The sequence below is a fragment of the Janthinobacterium saanense genome (assembly GCF_014200675.1).
GTDB lineage: Bacteria > Pseudomonadota > Gammaproteobacteria > Burkholderiales > Burkholderiaceae_D > Janthinobacterium.
In genome coordinates this window covers 75,800-95,395 of sequence record NZ_JACHCI010000016.1, presented here as the reverse complement: position 1 = coordinate 95,395, position 19,596 = coordinate 75,800, and the positions used below count along the sequence as shown (strand labels likewise).

Here is a 19,596-nt window from a genome sequence, read left to right as displayed (position 1 = left end):
TTGTTCTTGTAGCACGTATGCGTCGGGAGCGGGTGTGATGCCGCACCGGCCCCGCGCTCCCGCCTTGCTGCTTTTTGCCGCATCCCGGCTGATCCTGTTTGCCTGTCGCGCCCGGCCTTCCATGGTTGCAGGCTGCGCCAGCCATTGTCGTCAGCTTCCGTATGACGGCCTGGCGCACATGATCGATGCACTACATTGAAGGATGCGAATGAAGTTAGCAGATATGAATATTGGAACGCGCTTGCGCTGGTCGTTTGCTTTTTTGACCGCGTTATTGTTGGCAACTGCTGCATTGGGCATGCTGCGCCTGTCCGGCCTCGATACGCGCATGCGCGACGTCGTCGAGGACAAATACCCGAAGACCGTGCTGGCCAATGACATCATCAAGAATCTCAACGTGATTGCCCGTTCCTCGCGCAATTTACTGCTGATGACGGAGCCGCAGTACCTGGCGCGCGAGCGCGAATCCATCGCCAAGGCGGGCGCCGATACGGAACAGCGCCTGGCCCAGCTCGACCGCATCATCCAGTCGGAAAAAGGCCGCGCATCGCTGCTGGCCGTGACGCAGGCCCGCGCTACCTTCAATGCGGGCCGCGACAAGGTGCTGGCCTTGCTCGACGAGGGCGCGCGCGACGAGGCCACCAGCATGCTGCTGGGCGAAGTGCGCGACGACCAGATGCGCTATATGGCGGCGCTCGAAGCGCTGATCGCGCATCAGCATGAACGGATGGAAGTGGCGGGCGTCGAAGTGGGCGAGGAATATATCGAAGCGCGCAACATGATGCTGGCGCTGAGCGCACTGGCCATCGTTTTTTCCATCGTCACCGCCTGGCTGGTCACGCGCAGCATCGTCGGACCGCTGCAATATGCACTGGGCGTGGCGCAGACGGTGGCTGCCGGCGATCTGACGTCGTCGTTCGGCCAGCATCGTCATGACGAAACAGGCAAGCTGCTCGATGCGCTATCGATCATGAATGGCAATCTGCTCGACATCGTGCAGCAGGTGCGTTCCGGTACCGATACCATCGCCACCGCGTCGACCCAGATCGCGGTCGGCAATGTCGATTTGTCGGCCCGCACGGAAGAACAGGCCAGCTCGCTGGAGCAGACGGCATCGGCCATGGAAGAACTGAGTTCCACCGTGCAGCAAAACGTCGACAATGCGCGCCAGGCCAGTGCGCTGGCCGTCAACGCCGCGCAGATCGCCACCAGGGGCGGCCAGGCGGTGGGGCAGGTGATCCATACGATGGAAGCGATCAGCACGTCGTCGGCGCAAATTGCCGACATCATCGGCGTGATCGACATGCTGGCCTTCCAGACGAATATTTTGGCCTTGAATGCGGCCGTGGAAGCGGCGCGCGCCGGTGAGCAGGGACGTGGTTTTGCGGTAGTCGCCACGGAAGTGCGCAACCTGGCCCAGCGCTCGGCATCGGCGGCGCGCGATATCCGCGCCCTGATCGCCAGCTCGACGCAGCAGGTCGATGCCGGGGCGGCACTGGTGGCGCAAGCTGGCGCCACCATGCAGGAAGTGGTGCAGGCCGTCAGCCGTGTCAGCGAAATGGTGGCCGACATCACGGCCGCCAGCGCCGAACAAAGCACGGGTATCGCCCAGATCAGCCAGGCAGTGGTGCAGATGGACCAGGTGACGCAGCAAAATGCCTCGCTGGTGGAAGAGGGGGCGGCAGCTTCGCAGTCGCTGGAAGGCGAAGCAGTCAAGCTGCTGCAGATCGTCAGCGTATTCCGCTTGCGCCAGTCGCCGGCCACGCTGCCGCGCGCTGCTGTCCCGGCTGCGCCGGCCATGCTGCGCCTGCCTGCTTAGTGGCCTGAGTGGTGCTGCGCGCAACTGTGGACGTGCCGCCGCGGCCGCCCCGCCTGGCCCTGGTCCTGGCGTGGCTGGCCGCCGTCTGGCGTGGCAGCCGTGCCTGGAGCGTCCTGTGCGCCATCCTGACGATCTGTCTGCTGTTATGCATCTGGATCTATACCGCCATCCGTCTCGACGATGAGGCACAGCAGGCGCTGGACCGCGCCCGCATCGAAAACCATGATGTGGCGACCATCCTGGGCGCGCATCTCGACGATGCGCTCGGCGCCGCGCCCGAGCTGCCGCCTGATCTGTCATTTTTCCTGCGCCCTTACCGCGACATCAGCAGCAAGGCGCGCGACCGCATCGAAATCATCAATCACCGTGGCGAGCTGCTGGCGGCCATGGAAAACGGCGTGCCGACCATGGCGCCGAAAAGCCAGGCGGTCCACGCCATGCCGCTCTTGCTGGAGCAGCGCCTGGTCGCCCGCCACGGTTTGCTGGTGCGCGTCAGCCAGGACCAGGCGCTGGTGCTGGCGGCCCTGGCCGGCGTGCGCCGCCGCCATCTGACGCAGGCTGGCTTGCTGTCGCTGGCCCTGCTGGCGCTGGGCGGCGCCATCCTGCTGGCCGCGCGCCGCCGTTTGCAGTGGCAGCGCCGCCAGGCGGAAGGCGAGCAAATCACCCTGAGCCTGCAACTGGCGCAGGAGAAAAGCCGCGCCGACCAGCTGGCCGCGCACGATGCCCTGACGGGCGTGGCCAGCCGCCGCCGCTTTTATGAAAGCGCCAGCGGCAAGCTGCTGCATGCGCGCCGCAGCCGCAATCACTATGCGCTGCTGTATCTCGACCTCGACCGTTTCAAGCAAGTTAACGAACGCCTTGGTTATCTGGCCGGCGACGCGCTGCTGCATGCGGTAGCGCAGCGTTTGCAGCAGGTGCTGCGTGAATACGACGTGCTGGCGCGCCTGGGCGGCGATGAATTCGTCGTGCTGCTCAGTGAAGTGGCGTCGGAAGAGCGCGTGGCCACCATCGCCTCGGCCGTGCTGGCGGCGCTGCGCCAGCCTTTCACCGCCATCGTCGGCCACGAGATCAGCGCCACGGCCAGCATCGGCATCGCCCTGTATCCGCGCGACGGCCAGAGTGTTGACGCCTTGCTGTCGAGCGCGGACAGCGCCTTGTCGGCCGCCAAGGCGGGCGGGCGCGATGGTTTCCGTTTCCATGACATGGCCTTGAACCTGTCGTCGGCACGCAGCCTGGAATTGCAGGGGCGCTTTGGCACGGCCATGCGCGACAACGAATTCTGCTTTCATTACCAGGGCAAATTCGACACGGTGCAGCTGCGCATCGTGGGCCTGGAAGCGCTGCTGCGCTGGGACCATCCGCAGCATGGCTTGATCTTCCCGAATGAATTCATCGGCCTGGCCGAGGAAACGGACGCCATCGTGGCGCTGGGGAACTGGAGCATCGCCGCCGTCTGCCGCCAGCTGTCGCAATGGCGGTCGGCCGGATTACCGCTGTATCCGGTTGCCATCAATATCTCGGCCAAGCAGTTGCGCGACCCGCTGCTGCCGGAAACGGTGATGCGCGCTTTGGCGCACCATGCCATCGCGCCAGGCTTGCTGGAACTGGAAGTGACAGAAAGCTGCTTCATCGACGATATATCGCAGGCCAAGACTGTATTGCGCCGTCTGCGCGCGCTGGGCCTGACCATTTCGCTCGATGACTATGGCACCGGCTATTCTGGCCTCAGTCATATCAAGATGCTACCGATACACACGCTGAAGATAGACCGTTCCTTTATCCGCGATATCGCCATCGACCGCAATGATGCGATGATCGTCGCCTCCACCATTGCGCTGGCGCGGGGCTTGGGGCTGCAAGTGGTGGCCGAAGGGGTGGAAAGCGACGAGCAGCTGGCCCATTTGCGCCGCCTCGGTTGCCAGCAGGTGCAGGGCTTTTACCTGCACCGGCCGGCACCGGCCACCGCTGTTGCCGCCTTGTTGGCTGAAGGGCGGCCGGCGCTCGCGGATGTCATGTAAAGGGCCATGTAACAGCTCCGCATACATGGCGCCATGTAAGCCAGAGCGGATGCTCGGTAGAATGCCGGTACTAGCCGGTAGTATATAGTTCCTAGTCCAGCTCGCTTGCATTCTGCCTGCATCCCGCAAGCTTTAATTACCTTGCTTTAATCACCCTTGCTTTAATCACCTTTTCCGCGCAAGAACTATGAACAGCACCGTCCCGGCCTATGTCTTTGGCCCGTTTCGCCTATTGCCGCTCGAGCGCGTGCTGTTCGACGGCGAACGTGCGCTGCGCCTGGGCAGCCGGGCCATGGATTTGCTGCTGGCCTTGCTGGAACGGGCGGGCGAGATCGTCGACAAACAGGAGTTGCTGGCCACCGTCTGGCCCAACGCCGTGGTCGATGACGCTACCTTGCGCGTGCATCTGGCCGCCTTGCGCAAGGTGCTGGGCGATGGCCGCGACGGGCAGCGCTACATTACCACCATCCCCGGCCGCGGCTACGGTTTCCTGGCGCCGCTGTCGCTGGCCGCGCCGGTGGAGGCCGCGCCCGGCGTGCAAGTCGAACCGCAGCATAACTTGCCCGTGGTATTGACGCGCATGGTGGGGCGTGGCGAGGCCGTGCAGGCGATGGCGGCCAATCTGCTGCAATTGCGCCTGATGTGCATCGTCGGTCCTGGCGGCATCGGCAAGACCACGGTGGCCATCGCGCTGGCCGCGCGGGTGCTGCGCCGCTACACCGATGGCGTCTGCTTCGTCGACCTGGCGCCGCTGGCCGAGGGCCATCTGGTGCCGCTGGCGCTGGCCACGGCGCTGGGCGTGGCCGTGCCGGCCCACGAGCCCATGCCTGCGCTGCTGGCTTATCTGCAGCACCGCCACATGCTGATCGTGCTCGATAACTGCGAACATGTGATCGCCGCCGCCGCTGCGCTGGCCGATGCGCTGCTGAAAGGCGCGCCGCTGCTGCACCTGCTGGCCACCAGCCGCGAGCCGCTGCGCATCTCGAGCGAACACTTGCAGCGCTTGCCGGCGCTGGAACTGCCGCCGGCCGATGTCTTGCCCGACGCGCTGGCAGCCCGCCATTTCGCGGCCGTGCAGCTGTTTTGCGAACGCTGCGCCGCCGTGGTGGATGGCTTCGTGCTGGCAGACGCCGACGTGGCCGTGGTCACCGACATCTGCCGCCGTCTCGATGGCATCCCGCTGGCGCTGGAACTGGCGGCCGGACGCGTGGGCCACTTCGGCCTGCATGAACTGCAGCGCCAGTTGCATGACCGCCTGCGTTTGCTCACGCGCGGTCCGCGCAATTCGCCGCTGCGCCACCAGACCTTGCGCGCCACCCTCGACTGGAGCTATGGCTTGCTGGACGAGGAAGAGCGCAGCGTGCTGCTGGCGTTGAGCGTCTTCAAGAGCCGCTTCCGGCTTGAGTCGGCGGCCGCCGTGGTGGGGCGCGACGTGGCGGACACGGTGGCGGACCTGGCCGCCAAGTCGCTGCTCAGCATCGAATTTTGCTGTCGCCAGGCGCATTACCGCCTGCTCGACACCACGCGCGCCTATGCGGCGCAGCGCCTGGCCGACAGCAGCGCCTGGCCGGATGTGTCGCTGCGCTATGCGCGCCATTGCGCTGGCCTGGCTGACACCATCGCGGACGACTGGGAAAGCATGGCGGCCGACACCTGGAGCACGCGTTACTGCTGCCACGTGGACGATCTGCGCTCGGCCATCGACTGGGCCTTTGACGAGGATGGCGATGTGCGCCTGGGCATACGCCTGACCATCGCGGCCCAAACGCTGTTTTACCAACTGTCGCTGATGGATGAATACCGCAGCCGCGTGCGGCTGGCTTTGAAATACATGGAACTGAACGGTATCGACGATGTGGAAGCCGAAGTGCAGCTGCGTACCACCCTGGGCCACTTGCTGATGCATACGATGGGCGTCACCGAGGAAGTGGTGGTCGCCTTCCAGCGCGGCTATGTGCTGGCCATGTCCATCACTAGCGTGCAGCGCCGCGCCGAGGCGGTGTGCGGCATGTGGATCGTCAGCATGGCGCTGGCCGATTTCTTTGGCGCCGCCGCTTTTGCCGACCAGTTTGGCGCCCTGTGCGATGGCAAGGACGATCCCACCATGCTGCTGATCCACGCGCGCATGGCCTCGGCCAGCGAACATATGCTGGGCCGCCACGCGGCAGCGGCGGCACTGGCGCGCGCCGTACTGGCGCATCCGCAGGGCGCCGGCCACACGGGTTTCAACAGTGCGCTGCTGGCCGATTACCAGGTTTGCATGCGCGGCAATCTGTGCCGCTCGCTGTGGTTGATGGGCCAGAGCGACGAAGCCTTGACGGTCGCGCGCGAAGCGGTGATGGTGGGCATTGACCATAACGGCGTGTCGCTCTGCCTGGCCTTGGCCTTTGGCGCCATCCCCGTCGCCCTGTGGTGTGGCCAGCATGTGCTGGCGCGCGCCTGGGTCTATCTGCTGCGCGAGCACGGCGCCCGGTATGGCTTGCTGTACTGGAGCAGCTGGGGCGAGAATTATCAGCGCCTGCTCGACAGCGTGCGCGAGCCGGTGACCTTTGCCTGGCCGGTGCCCGTGGGCTGGCCGCTGCAGGCCGACGTGATGGTGACCTTGCACGATGCACCCGTCGATGGAGCGGCGCTGCGGCGCGCGCGCAATGGCCAGGCGCCATGGAGCGCACCCGAAGTGCTGCGCCGCGCCGCCCACCGCGACTGGCTGGCGCTGGAGCCGGGCGATGGCGCAGGCCTGGCCCGCGTGCGCGGACAACTGGAAGAGGCTTTGCAGCTGGCGCGCGAGCAGGGCGCGCTGGGCTGGCAACTGCGCTGCGCCACCAGCCTGGCGCGCCTGATGGCCAGCCAGGGTGAAGCGCGCCATGCGCATGCGCTGCTGGCGGGTATCCACGGCGCTTTCACGCAGGGCCACGCCAGTGCCGACCTGCTCGAAGCGCTGGCCTTGCTGGAAGAGTTGCGCGTGTTGTGATTATTGCGCCAACAGCTGGGCCAATGCGATGGCCGCTGGCGCCTGGCCCTTGCTGTTGCAGATCAGGCTAAAGGCGGCTGCAGGCAGCGGCGGCAAGCCATATTGGCTATCGACGACGACCATGTTTGCTTCCAGGTCGCCTTGCGGCAGCGCCGTCATGGCGAAGCCTGCCAGCACCGCGGCCCGCAAGCCTTGCTGGCTGGGCGAGGTAAACGCCATGCGCCATGCCACGCCGGCTTCTTCCAGGGCCGCGACCCCGACTTGCCGGTGCAAACAGGGCGACGGTGCGAAGGCCATTGGCAGCGGGCCGTCGCCGGTAAATTGCAACGTGGGCGCTGCCGCCCAGACAAAGCGGGTGTGCCGCAGCACCGTGCCCTCATACTGGTCCCGCTGCGGGCCTGTTGGCAGGGACATGAGCACCGCCATATCGAGCGCGCCGGCATCGACCTGCGTGCGCAGCTCAAGATAGGTGCCAACCGTGACATCGAGCCGCACGGCGGGAAACAGCTGCGCAAAGCGGGTCAGCAGCAGCGGCAAGCGCTCATCCATGAAATTTTCAGGCACGCCGAAGCGCACGGCGCCGGCGATGTTCGCGCGCTGGAAGCGCCGCCCCAGTGCATCGTGCGCCCGCAAAATCTGTTCGGCATGGCGCAGGAATTCCTCGCCATCTTCGGTCAGGTTTACATTGCGCGTGGTGCGCACCAGCAGCGTTGTCCCGGCCAGCTCTTCCAGCCGGCGTATCTGATGGCTGACTGCAGACTGGCTCACATGGAGTTTTTCGGTCGCGCGCGTAAATCCGCCGGTTTCTTTGACGGCGACAAAGGCGCGTAGCAAGGCAGGATCGAAGTCCATGGCGCCATTCATGATGAAAATGAATGAATTATACAAAATTAAATCATTTTTATTATTAAAGCCTTGCTCGCACAATGGTCAGCCAATAACGCCCATAGGTAAGTCTTGATGCTGCATACTCCCCGCTCTTCTTCACAGAAGGCTATTTTCACCCTGGCCGCCGTCTGCCTGGCCTCGCTCATGTTTGGCCTGGAAATCTCCAGCGTCCCCGTGATTTTGCCGACGCTCGAAGCCGTCCTGCATGGCGGCTTCAAGGATTTGCAATGGATCATGAATGCCTACACCATCGCCTGCACCGGCGTGCTGATGGCTACCGGCACCCTGGCTGACCGCTACGGGCGCAAGCGCGTTTTCCTCATCAGCCTGGCGCTGTTCGGCATCACTTCGCTGCTGTGTGGCTTGGCCAGTAGTAGCAGTATGTTGATCGCCGGCCGCTTTTTACAAGGCATGGCTGGCGGCGCCATGCTGATTTGCCAGGTGGCGGTGCTGTCGCAGCATTTCCCGTCGGGCGCTGCACGCGGCAAGGCCTTCAGTGCCTGGGGCATCGTGTTCGGCATCGGCCTGGGTTTTGGTCCCATCATCGGTGCGGCCATCGTGGCCTTGTCCAACTGGCAGTGGGTCTTCCTGGTGCACGCGCCGCTGGCCGTGCTGTCGCTGGCGCTGGTGATCGCCGGCGTGGTCGAATCGCGCGATACGCAACAGCGCAAGCTTGACGTGGCGGGCATCGCCACCTTGTCGCTGGCCGTGTTTGGCCTGGCCTGGGGCATTACCCAGGGTGCAGCCACGGGTTTTGGCGACAGCATGGTGATCGCCAGCCTGGCTGCGGCGCTGGCCAGTTGCATGCTGTTCGTGCTGGTGCAGCGGCGCAGCAGCGAGCCGATGATGGATTTTTCCGTGTTCCGCATCCGCCGCTTTTCGGGCGCCTTGCTCGGTTCTGCGGGCATGAATTTCAGCTTCTGGCCGTGCATGATGTATTTGCCGCTGTACTTCAGCAATGGACTCGGTTACGCCAGCGTGGGCACGGGTGCGGCGCTGTTGGCCTACACCTTGCCGACCCTGCTGGTACCGCCACTGGGCGAGCGCCTGGCCTTGCGCTATCGTCCCGACACGGTGGTTCCGGCCGGGCTGTTCACGATAGGCCTGGGCTTTTTGCTGATGTACTGGGGCAGCAGCGCCGCGCACGCCAGCTGGCTGACCATGCTGCCGGGCTGCCTGCTGGCTGGCATTGGACTGGGCCTGACCAATACGCCCGTCACCAACACCACCACCGGCGCGGTGCCGCCCGAGCGCGCCGGCATGGCGTCGAGCATCGACATCAGTGCCCGCATGATCAGCCTGTCAATCAATATTGCGCTGATGGGCTTTATTCTCTTGCAAGGCATTCTGTCTTCGCTGCGTGAGCAGTATCCGGCGCTGGCCGATGCCGCGCACCTGCGTCACCTGGCCCTGGCCTTGACTGCAGGGCAGGTTGCCGCAGGGTTGGGGGTATCCGCCGAGATGGCCAGCATGGCGCTGGCGCATGGTTTTGGCTGGGTCATGCTGTATGGCGGCTTGAGCGCCTGGGGCATGGCCCTGGCCAGCTGGCTGGTGTTCGGCGCGAACCGGGCAGCACCGGAGCCGGCGCTGCCAGTGTAATTATTCATACGCTCCCAGCCTGCGCTGCTCATCGGGCGTAAAGCTGGTCTCGCGCAGTCTTTGCAGCGCCTCGCCATCCTGGCCCAGCCGGGCTTTTTCTGCCTGGTACAGCACGATGCGCTGCTGCCATTGCGATTCTTCGCGGTCCAGCTCCGCCAGGCGGGCCGCCGCTTCCGGCGTGAAGGTGGCTGCGCGCAGGCGGTAGACTTCATTCTCGCCAGCACCTTGCGTGCGCAGCGCCTGCACTGCATCTTCCAGCTTGACGACCTTCAGCGGCGCATCGCGTTCCGCTTTCAGCCCTGGCGGCATGCGGGCGTCCAGCGCTGCCAGCCGCTCACTTTGCTGGGCCTCGCTCAAACTCTTGTCACTCAAAATGGCCATGCGCGCCACGGCATCGTCGTCATAGGCGTCGCTGGCGCCGAACAGGCCGGCGCTTTCTTGCGGCGTAAAATAAGTGGCGCGCAGCTGGCGCATGGCGAGCAGCCGCGCGCTGGCCGCCTGCGCCATGTCATTCAATTTCGGCAAAGTCTGTTCGGCGCCGACCAGCGCCTGCTTGTAGGCCAGGTAGGCGCCCAGCAGGCGTTTCGCCTCGCGCGCCGGGGCGGGCGCCAGGCGCTTATCCAGTTCCAGTTCTATCTGGGCGCGGATCGCGGCCAGCGGTTTTTCGCCCAGGCCCGCCAGGTAGTAATCGAACAGATGGCCCAGCTCCGCGTCGACCACCAGCTGCTCGCCGGCAGCCACCGTCAGGTTTCCGTCGGGCCGCGTGCCTTCCATCGAGCGCACAAACGCGAACAGATCGGGTTCTGCCTTTTCCACGGGCGGCGGGGGCGCTTCCTGCCGCAGCTGAAAATAAGCCAGGCCTGCCAATACCAGCACCAGCGCGCCTATCCCGACTCGTTGCGTGTTTGTGCGCATGGCCGTCTCCTTACAAGCCGATGCCTTGCAGGCGGTTGGCGTGTTGGCGGAACACGGTGACGGGATTGGTTTCGAACAGGTTGACGATGCCGACCAGCTGGTTGACTTCATCGAGGTGGTTCATGGCGTAATCGTCGCGGATCACCTTGCCCAGGTGGCTGGAGCAGCTGCTGACCAGGCCATCATTCTTGGCGCCGCCGAAGGCCAGGCTGATAGTGGCCAGGGCAGGGTCGCCGATGTCGAGCACATTCGTGTAGGGCTGCGCGCCGCTCCAGGAAAAGTAATACACGCCCCGTTCCTGGTAAGCGCCTTCGCCGCAGGCCGTGGTGGGCACGCCTTGTGGATGGCGGCTGTTGAAGGCCAGCGAGCCAGCTGTCGACAGCGATGCCAGCGAGGCGCCCGCGTTTTGCGGCAAGCCCTTGTTACCCGACAGGATGCCGATCAGGCTGGCCAGCGCATCGCCGATCGCAGCGCTGGTATTCGGTGCGCCGGTGAGGATGTCGGCCACTTTCGAACCCTTGTTGACGCCGGCCACGGTGGTCACGGAAGCGACCAGGTCGGGCCGCACGGAAGCCACGTAGCGCGCCGTGGGGCCGCCGTGGCTATGGCCGATCAGGTTGACCTTGGCTGCGCCCGTGGCGGCCAGGATCTGCCGCACCTGCGTCAGCAATTGTTCGCCGCGCACTTCGGTGCTGTTGGCGGCCGAAATGGTGGTCACATAGACTTGCGCGCCGCCGCTGCGCAGGGCGTCGGGAATGCCGTAAAAATAGTCGACGGGCCCCAGCTTGTCAAAGCCGAACAGGCCATGCACCAGCACGATGGGATATCTGGTCTGCGTATAGCCGGCGGCCGAAGCCGTCGATGGCAGCAAGCCGATGGTGAAAGAGAGGATCAGGGAGGAAAGGGCTAGCCAGAAGCGGTTCTTCATTTTGTCTCCGTTATTGTGAAATAGTGGAAATGTCGAAACTGCAGCAAATACCGGAGCCTGTGACAGTCACAGCCGCATTCGGACGATGTGGTTGGTGATGTCAAATAGTTAAAATAACGAGCGCTCGGTTTTTAAAATGTAGCACTACTTGCATGAAATTGCGTGGTTAAAAAGTTAAAATGTTGTTTTCCTGAGCTATAATCAGCCGCGAAATCAGGCGGTATACCGCTCGCTCGCGGCCAGTATTTATACTGAATTGGTATTGCGCTGCCGCCGTCACCCCGTTTCCAGGATTGCCCTTGTCGACCCATTTCAACTTTGAACAGTTTCAGCAGATGTCGCCCCTGAATGGCGAAAATATCTGGGAATACATCCTCGACCGCCACGCGGGCCGCATCGGCGTCAAGCGCCGCAAGCCGGCGCTGGAAAACCTGGAGCGCATCTTCGGCGCCACTTTCCGCCTGGCCAATGACGTGGGTTTTCGTGCCATGAGCTTGCGCGACCTGTGCCGCGAAACGGGCTTGTCGATGGGCGGCTTGTACGGCTATATCGCCAGCAAGGACCAGCTGGCCGAAATGATCGAGGACGTGGTGCGCCACGCCACGCAAGCCTTGCCGCAGATGTTTGTCGACGTGAAGTCGCCGCTGGACCGGTTAGAGGCGATGATACGCTCGTCGATCTACCTGTCCGAAGTCTTGCAGCCCTGGTTTTACTTCGTCTACATGGACTCGCGCGTGCTGCAGGTAGAGCAGCGCAGCATGGCCAAGAACTCGGAACTGTATGTACAAACCCTGATCGCCACCACCATCGCCGAAATCGAACCACGTCCGTTGGGCGATCCTACCCTGTTGTCATCGCACTGCCTGGCCCTGTTCCAGGACTGGTATGTAAAGCGCTGGAAGTACCGCGCAGCGAAAGTGAATGTGGATGATTTTGCCGAGAGCGTGGTGAGGACGGTGCGCGGTTATCTCGGCGTATCGGGCTAAAAACTGAAAGGCTAAAGAACAAACACCGGCAAGCGCCAGTGTTTTGTTATCTGCCCCGCTTAATTCGTCTGCGGGGTTTCAGCTGGCGGCACCGTGTCGGGCACGGCGGCCGGGTCGGTAGGCGTTTCGGTATCCATGTCCAGCGTCTTGACGGCGCCCATGTCGATGAATTCGTCGTACAGCCATTCGCCATCGACCAGGCTCAGGCCGGCCGGCACGGCGCGTGTCTGCTCGGGGCGTGTCGCCAGGGCCGTGTGCATATAGTCGAGCCAGATCGGCAGGGCCAGGGTGGCGCCGAATTCGCGTCCGCCCAGGGACTTCGGATCGTCGTAGCCCATCCATGCCACCGCCACGATGCCGCCGCTGTAGCCGGCGAACCAGCCATCGACGGCGTCGCTGGTGGTGCCGGTCTTGCCGGCGATATCGTTGCGGCCCAGTTTTTTGGTGACGATGGAGCCGGTACCCGTGCGCGTGACTTCGCGCAGCATGCTGTCCATCACATAGGCATTGCGTGGATCGAGGGCCAGGGTCTTGTCGTCGTTGGGCGCTGGCGGCTTGGTTTGCAGCAGGATGGCGCCCTTGGCGTCGACGATGCGGTCAATCAGGTACGGTTCGACCTGGTGGCCGCCGTTGGCAAACAGCGCGTAAGCGCCTGCCATCTGCACTGGCGTGACGGAGCCGGTACCGAGCGCCATGGTCAGGTTGTTCGGCTGGCGGGCCGGGTCGAAGCCGAATTTTTCAATGAACTCGTGCACATAGGGCACGCCCAAAGCGCGCAGGATGCGCACCGAGGCCACGTTCTTCGACTGCGCCAGCGCGTAGCGCATGGTGATCGGGCCGTCGAACTTGAAGTCATCATTCTGCGGCGCCCAGACCTTGCCGCCGGCCTGCATTTGCAGCGGCACGTCGTTGATCAGGGTGGCTGGCGAAAAGCCTTTTTCCAGCGCCGCCGAATACACGAAGGGCTTCATGGCCGAACCGGGCTGGCGCCAGGCCTGGGTCACGTGGTTGAACTTTTGCAGGTTGTAATCGAAGCCGCCCACCATGGCGTGGTAGGCGCCTGTTTCTGCATCCAGCGAGACGAAGGCGGCGGCCACCAGCGGCACTTGCGTGATGGACCAGTTGCCCTTGCCATCCTTGGACAGGCGGATCACTGCGCCCGGACGCAGCTTGATGCCGCTGCCTGCCTTGGACGACAGGGCGGCGGCTGCGAAGCGCAAGCCGTCGCCGGTGATGGTCTTGGGATCGCCATCGCCGGTATCGGCCACCACTTTGCCAGTGGCGACGTCGGTGACGACCGCGGCGATCAAGCCGTCGCTGTCGGGACGCCGCTGCAGCGCCGCGTCGATGGCGTCGTCGCGCGTTTCCTGGTCGGCTGGCAGGTCGACAAAGGTTTCCGGGCCACGGTAGCCGTGGCGCTGGTCGTAGGCGATCACGTTGCGGCGGGTCGATTCATACGCGGCATCCTGGTCAGCCTTCAAAATCGTCGTGTAGACGCTGATACCCTTGGTGTAGCTGTCTTCCTTGTACTTCGCGTACACGGCCTGGCGCGCCAGTTCGGCCACGTATTCGGCATGCGTATCGAAACCCTGGCTGCCACGGCTGTTGATGCGCAGCGGCTGCGCCAGCGCCTGCTGGTACTGGCCTTCGGTGATGTAATCGAGTTCGCGCATGCGTTTCAATACCAGCCGCTGGCGCGCATGGGCTTTTTTCGGATTACTGATCGGATTATGGCGCGCCGGGTTTTGCGGCAGGCCGGCCAGCATGGCCATTTCCGCGATCGACAGGCTGCCGAGCGGCTTGCCGAAATAGGTCTGCGCCGCGCTGGCGAAACCGAACGAGCGCTGGCCCAGGTACATCTGGTTCATATACAGCTCGAGAATCTGGTCTTTCGACAGCGCTGCCTCGATCTTCAGGGCCAGCATGATTTCATTGAGCTTGCGCGAAGCGACCTTGTCGCGCGTCAGGAAGAAGTTACGCGCCACCTGCATGGTGATGGTCGAGCCGCCGCCGTGGCCGAAGCCGTGGCGCAGATTGGACATCACGGCGCCGGCTGCGCGCACGAAGTCGATGCCGTTGTGTTCATAGAAGCGGCTGTCCTCGATGGCCAGCAGCGCTTTCTTCATCATCTCGGGCACTTGCGCGATGGGCACGAAGTCGCGGTGTTCCTCGCCGAATTCGCCGATCAGCACATGGTCGGCCGTGTACACGCGCAGCGGTATCTTCGGCTGGTAATCGGTGATCACGTCGAGCGCAGGCAGGCGCGGTTTCACATACAGGAACAGGTAGCCGGCCAGCAGGGCGCCAGCGGCCAGCGCGGCGCAAATGGCCAGGATGGCGCTGCGCACCAGGGCGCGGCGCGAAGGCCAGGGGAATCCGGATCGGGAAGCAGTCAAGACATTTCTCACGTTGGCGTGCGGTGCACGATGGCAGCGATTATAGACCAATGCCGTGACCGCTCCCAGCCAGTTGCCAGCTTGTCAGCGCTATCTGTCAAGGCTGCCGAAGGGCTGCCAGGGGCAGCGGTGGCGCAAAAAACCTTTTCATCGAAACGCTCCTGTGCGATAGTCTCGGCTTCAAGAAAATAGCCCGGACACCAATCCGGGCTGTTTTGATTTATTAATACATAAGGAATATCCATGGCAAAAGATGCAACACCGAGCGTGGTGAAGCCATATATCCCGGCTGAGGCACAGCTGCCGGAAATGACTTTCCGCGCCTTGGTCATGGGCGTCATCCTGGGGATGGTCTTCGGCGCTTCTTCGCTCTACCTGGTACTGAAGGTAGGCCTGACCGTCAGCGCGTCCATTCCGGTCGCCGTGATTGCCATCACCCTGTTCGGGCTGGCCAAGAAGGTGGGCGGCAAGGATTCGTCGATCCTGGAAAACAGCATCACGCAGACGGCCGGTTCGGCTGGCGAGTCGCTGGCCTTCGGTCTGGGCGTGACCATGCCCGCCATCCTGATCCTCGGCTTCGACCTGGAAATCTCGCGCGTCATGCTGGTCGGTATACTCGGCGGCTTGCTCGGTATTTTGATGATGATACCGATGCGCCGCACCATGATCGTGGACCAGCACAAGGAACTCAAATTCCCTGAAGGTACGGCCTGCGCCGAAGTGCTGAAGGCTGCCGCCACGGCAGAATCGCGCATCGCCGCCGGTGAAAGCATAGACCAGGACTCGGCCGCCGCCAAGGATGCCAAGAAACGCGCCAAGATCATCTTCGGCGGTTTTGCCGTGGGCCTGCTGTACAAGGTATTCAATATCTCGTTCAAGGGCTGGCGCGATACGCCGGGCGTGGAATTTGCCGCGCCGCTGAAGGGAGGCTCGATCGGCGCCGAGATTTCTCCTGAATTGCTGGGCGTGGGCTACATCATCGGCCCGCGCATCGCCGCCACCATGGCGGCCGGCGGCGTGCTGTCGTATCTGCTGCTGATCCCGATGATCAAGTTCTTCGGCGACAGCCTGACTACCGTGCTCTCGCCCGGTACCAAATTGATCAGCGAAATGGGCGCCGACGACGTGCGCAGCGCCTATGTGCTGTATATCGGTGCGGGCGCCGTGGCTGCCGGTGGTTTGATTTCGCTGGTGCGCGCCATGCCGATGATCTGGCGCAGCCTGGCGGCAGGACTGGCCGGCATGGGCAAGGGCAGCAAGGCCAATTCGACCTTGCGCACGGAGCAGGACATTCCCATGAAGTGGGTCGTCATCGGCTGCCTGGCGATTATCGCCGTGATCACCTTCGCCGCGCCGCTGCACATGAATCTGCTGGGCGCGCTGCTGATCCTGGTGTTCGGCTTTCTGTTCGCCACGGTGTCTTCGCGCCTGACCGGTGAAATCGGTTCCTCGTCGAACCCGATCTCGGGCATGGCCGTGGCCACCTTGTTGTTTACCTGTTTGATCTTCCTGATCATGGGCTGGACCGGTGGCCGCTACTACGTCACCGCCCTGTCGGTGGGCGCCATCGTGTGTATCGCCGCCAGTAATGCCGGCACCACCTCGCAAGACTTGAAGACCGGTTACCTGGTAGGTTCCACGCCGCGCCTGCAGCAGTACGCGATTCTGGCGGGCGCCTTGTCGTCGGCGCTGATCCTCGGTCCGATTTTGCTGAAGCTGAACGACGCGAGCACCGTCTATGTGCCGGCCGCCCAAGTGGCGCCTGGCTTGACCGTCGATGCGTCCAAGCTGACGGTCACGGGCCAGCTGCAAGGCCCGCAAGCGGACACCGACCACAACACCTATAAAGTCTGGCAAAAAACCGACACCGTGGGCGGCCCTGCCGGCAAATACTTCGTCAAGGATGATGGCCAGCTGGCTTACCTGGTCGATCCGGGTATCAACGGCCATTACAACAAGCGTCCGGATGGCTCGGAAGTCAAGAAGTACGATGCACCGAAGGCCGTGCTGATGTCCTACATCATCAAGGGCATCCTCGACCAGCAACTGCCGTGGACCCTGGTGCTGTTTGGCGTAATGATAGCCGTGGTGCTGGAAATGGCCGGCATTCCTTCGCTGGCGTTTTCGGTGGGCGTGTACCTGCCGCTGTCGTCCACCTTGCCGATCTTTATCGGTGGCCTGGTGCGCTGGCTGGCTGACCGCCGCAACAACAAGCTGGAACACAACGCCAAGCTCAATGAAGAAGAGCGCCAGCTGGCGGGCGACCGCAGCTCGGGCGTGCTGCTCGCTTCCGGCTACATCGCCGGCGGCGCGCTGGCCGGCATCATCATTGCGATTACGGCCGGCGTGCTGACGCACTTCGACCAGATGATGAATGACTGGGCTGAACACGGCAACCCGTTCTACGCGGGCCTGCATTCGGATGCATTGTCTTTGCTGCCGTATGCGGCCATTATCGTGCTGCTGTATGTTGTGTCGCGCGAGAAGAAGGCTGATAGCCCGCAGGCTTGATGCTGGACGTCGCTTCATGAAAACCGCCCGTATCACACCGGGCGGTTTTTTTTATGGTGCGCGATGGGCCGCGCCGCCAGTTGCGCTGCAGTGGCGTAAATCGTCACATGCTCGTCCGCCAGCCGGCGCAAATGATCGAAAAACGCCTGGGCCGGTATGCACCACGATGCCGCATCGCCCACTTGTGCGTTGACGCGCAGGCCGGCGGCGTCAAACTCGCGTTGAAAATAGTCGCGCAAGTCAGCGCGGCCGGGCTGGTCGATGCGGCGCTGTGCAACCAGGGGATCGAAGGGACGCACGGGCACCTCCCAGCGCTTGCCGTCATGGTCCAGGCAAGCCAGCAGCGCTGTTTTGTCTTCCCAGACAGGGACGGGGAAAGCATCGCCCATGGCGTCTTCCAGCGCATGGTAAAACGTCACCGGGCCCATGGAAAGGCCCAGGCCCAGCACTTTGGCATGCTCGCACTCGATAAAACGCTGCCAGGGCGAGCCGGCGCCAAAGATCGAGGGCGCGCGGTGATGTCCTTCGGTGAGGTGGGCGGCATGGCGTCCCCAGGCGGAGACGGAATGCGTGGGGTGGATGCTGCGCTGGATGGCGCCGCTGGCCAGGAAGGCTTCGGGCAGGCGGCCCATATGCGTGCCATGGCGGCGCGGGTCGAACACATAGTCTGTCATGGCACAGGTGGCGCGCACGGTGCCGCCGGGAAGGTAATAGGTGGGCAGCAGCAGGCTGCCTTGCGGGCCGACGGCGTCCTGCAGGGCGCGGATTACCGCCAGCGGACCGCCTTCGACGTAGCCCAGGCTTTTCAGCGACGAATGGATGAACAGCGTGTCGCCGGCGGCCACGCCCAGCCGCGCCAGGCCGGCCGCCAGTTCGGCGCGCGTCACATGGCGCCCGGTTTGGCGCACCTGGCTGGCGCTGGCGACGCGGCGCCACATTTCCAGTGCGCCGTTGATGGTGCGCTTTGCCCGGTCAAGCATCGCGTATTTCCAGTTCCAGCTGATTCGCATCGATGCAGAACTTGGCGGCCCAGTTCAGGTAAGCCCAGGTTCCGTAATCGCCATCGACAGGAAACGAGCCCTTGACGCCGCCGCGCACGTGCTCAGGGCCGTTGACGGCGATGGTGCGCCGCACGTAACGGTTCAAGCGGCGTCCCGCGTCGAGATAGCGGCGCTCGCCCGTCAGCCGATACAGCAGCAACAGGCAGTGCGCGTTTTGCGCGGAGCCAGTGAGGCAGGCGTAATCAGCTCCCGGCAGGAACTCCGGGCCAAGGCGGCCAGGCAGATAGCCATCGGCCGCCACCGCGTTGGCGATGCTGGAACCGGTGCGCACGGCGGCGTCCAGCAGATCTGTGCGCGCCGAAAACCGGTGCGCTTCGAGCAAGCCGCGCAAGACGTAGCCTATGGTATGGGTCAAGGGCAGGGCGGGGTTGTCCAGGCAGTTCGATGCGAACCAGCCATTCGGCTGCTGCTTGCCCAGCGCCCAGCCGACCTGGCGCAGGCCTGCCGCGCCATAACCGTGGCCCGGTGCGGCGCGCTCCGCTTCGAACAGGCCCCACGCCACATGCGTTTCGTAGGCTTTCTCGCCGGCCTGGGCGAACGGTGTCGGATGCTGGCGCCAGCAGCCATCGGCATCCTGGCTGTCGCGCAGCCAGCTGGCCGCGCGGTGCAGCGCGCTCGCGTAGCTGGCGCCATACGCGGCCACGCCAGCCGCCAGGCCCAGCAGGACCTGGCCCGTATTGAAGGTGACTGCCACGCGCGGCGTGGAGTCGATCTTCCCGCCCTGGAAACCGCCATTGTCGAACTGGATCGCCAGGCACCAGTCGAGCATGCGGCGCGCGCGCGCATGCAGCGCCTCGTCGCCCGTGCGCTGCGCCATGGCGATCATGGTGGGGATGATGTAGCCCGTGGTTTCGGGGTAGGAGCTGGCCCAGCCTGTCAGCAGGCTGTAATCGCGGGCCACGCCGCCGTCCGCCGACGCCGAATGGTCTTGCGCCACACCCAGCCAGGCGGTGCAGGCTTCGATGACGGCGGCCGGTCCGGGATCAAAGTCTGGCAGTCCGCGCCGGTCCGACCGGCCCTCCTTGCGTGCCGCTGGCGTCAGCCTGGCTGGCAAGGCCAGGGTATGCTTGATTGTGCGGAGCAGGTTGCGCATGGCGGCAATGGAGTCGCTTGGTTGGCGGATCAGGTTACTGTAGCGCTGGCAGGCCGGCAAGCTGTTGACTTGCCGCAAGCGATGTCTGCCGCTGACATCGCCCGCCAGGCCCGTTTGTGCATCGTTGCCGCAGGAATTGACGCATAATGAGGTATCACCATAGTCGTCGAGGCCCGCCATGCATAGCGTCACGCTAGAATACGCCGTCGTTACCGATCCCGACGCCTTCGTCGGCTTCAAATATTACGTCAAGGCGGGGCAGGCATTCGATGCCGATGATTTTGCCGACGCCTACAAGTTGAACCGCTCCGACCTGGACCCCGGCAGCGTGCTGGCCACGCGCGAGGCGGCGGCAAAGCTGCAGCCGGGCGAGTGGCTGTCGGTGGTGCACTCGGTTGCGGCCTAGCGGCC

14 protein-coding genes are annotated in these 19,596 nt (G+C 63.9%); 7 read left to right on the top strand and 7 right to left on the bottom strand.

The genetic code is table 11. The features are described 5' to 3' along the window. Positions 1–208 precede the first annotated feature (208 nt). The 3 genes from HDE72_RS28015 (at position 209) to HDE72_RS19995 (ending at position 6,808) form a co-directional block, all read left to right on the top strand. Positions 209–1,819, top strand: coding sequence for a methyl-accepting chemotaxis protein (locus tag HDE72_RS28015; protein WP_183744368.1), 1,611 nt, complete (start codon positions 209–211; stop codon positions 1,817–1,819). Positions 1,820–1,830: 11 nt separating this feature from the next. Beyond that, positions 1,831–3,837, top strand: a complete 2,007-nt coding sequence (locus tag HDE72_RS20000) for a putative bifunctional diguanylate cyclase/phosphodiesterase (RefSeq protein WP_311735259.1) — start codon at positions 1,831–1,833, stop codon at positions 3,835–3,837. A 187-nt stretch (positions 3,838–4,024) separates the two neighbouring features. Beyond that, positions 4,025–6,808: an ATP-binding protein gene (locus HDE72_RS19995; protein ID WP_183744364.1), complete on the top strand. Its 2,784-nt coding sequence runs from the start codon at positions 4,025–4,027 to the stop codon at positions 6,806–6,808. Here HDE72_RS19995 and HDE72_RS19990 read toward each other — a convergent pair whose 3' ends face one another. Further along, positions 6,809–7,660 (bottom strand): LysR substrate-binding domain-containing protein, encoded by an 852-nt coding sequence (locus tag HDE72_RS19990; RefSeq protein WP_183744578.1) that lies wholly within the window; start codon positions 7,658–7,660, stop codon positions 6,809–6,811. A gap of 108 nt (positions 7,661–7,768) precedes the next feature. Between HDE72_RS19990 and HDE72_RS19985 the strand changes: the two genes are divergently transcribed. Further along, positions 7,769–9,295, top strand: a complete 1,527-nt coding sequence (locus tag HDE72_RS19985; RefSeq protein ID WP_183744361.1) for an MFS transporter — start codon at positions 7,769–7,771, stop codon at positions 9,293–9,295. On the opposite strand, the gene HDE72_RS19980 is transcribed toward HDE72_RS19985, so the two are convergent. Beyond that, complete coding sequence (locus HDE72_RS19980; RefSeq protein ID WP_183744358.1) at positions 9,296–10,210, bottom strand: lipase secretion chaperone; 915 nt, start codon at positions 10,208–10,210, stop codon at positions 9,296–9,298. 10 nt (positions 10,211–10,220) lie between these two features. Next, positions 10,221–11,138 carry a lipase family alpha/beta hydrolase gene (locus HDE72_RS19975; protein WP_183744355.1) on the bottom strand — a complete coding sequence of 306 codons (918 nt, stop codon included), beginning with the start codon at positions 11,136–11,138 and terminating at the stop codon, positions 10,221–10,223. A 299-nt stretch (positions 11,139–11,437) separates the two neighbouring features. Here HDE72_RS19975 and HDE72_RS19970 point away from each other — a divergent pair, with 299 nt between their 5' ends. Beyond that, complete coding sequence (locus HDE72_RS19970) at positions 11,438–12,124, top strand: TetR/AcrR family transcriptional regulator (protein WP_260176818.1); 687 nt, start codon at positions 11,438–11,440, stop codon at positions 12,122–12,124. A gap of 59 nt (positions 12,125–12,183) precedes the next feature. Here the strand turns inward: HDE72_RS19970 and HDE72_RS19965 are convergent, their stop codons facing one another. Together HDE72_RS19965 and HDE72_RS19960 are read right to left on the bottom strand one after the other, a co-directional pair. Continuing rightward, a complete protein-coding gene (locus tag HDE72_RS19965; protein WP_183744353.1) occupies positions 12,184–14,520 on the bottom strand; it encodes a penicillin-binding protein 1A in 2,337 nt (778 codons plus the stop codon). An 8-nt stretch (positions 14,521–14,528) separates the two neighbouring features. Then, the gene (locus HDE72_RS19960) at positions 14,529–14,852 is read right to left on the bottom strand and encodes a hypothetical protein (protein WP_183744633.1); all 324 of its coding nucleotides are present in this window, start codon (positions 14,850–14,852) and stop codon (positions 14,529–14,531) included. Here HDE72_RS19960 and HDE72_RS19955 point away from each other — a divergent pair. Continuing rightward, on the top strand, positions 14,830–17,031 hold the full coding sequence (locus HDE72_RS19955; protein ID WP_260176817.1) for an OPT family oligopeptide transporter: 2,202 nt from the start codon (positions 14,830–14,832) through the stop codon (positions 17,029–17,031). The two genes, HDE72_RS19960 and HDE72_RS19955, sit on opposite strands and share 23 nt — an antisense overlap. 32 nt (positions 17,032–17,063) lie before the next feature. On the opposite strand, the gene HDE72_RS19950 is transcribed toward HDE72_RS19955, so the two are convergent. Then, the gene (locus HDE72_RS19950; protein WP_183744347.1) at positions 17,064–18,011 is read right to left on the bottom strand and encodes an AAC(3) family N-acetyltransferase; all 948 of its coding nucleotides are present in this window, start codon (positions 18,009–18,011) and stop codon (positions 17,064–17,066) included. Then, positions 18,004–19,365, bottom strand: coding sequence for a prenyltransferase/squalene oxidase repeat-containing protein (locus tag HDE72_RS19945; protein ID WP_183744344.1), 1,362 nt, complete (start codon positions 19,363–19,365; stop codon positions 18,004–18,006). The genes HDE72_RS19950 and HDE72_RS19945 overlap by 8 nt, the downstream gene beginning before the upstream one ends. Here HDE72_RS19945 and HDE72_RS19940 point away from each other — a divergent pair. Beyond that, positions 19,364–19,591, top strand: a complete 228-nt coding sequence (locus HDE72_RS19940; protein WP_183744341.1) for a hypothetical protein — start codon at positions 19,364–19,366, stop codon at positions 19,589–19,591. The two genes, HDE72_RS19945 and HDE72_RS19940, sit on opposite strands and share 2 nt — an antisense overlap. Positions 19,592–19,596 lie beyond the last annotated feature (5 nt).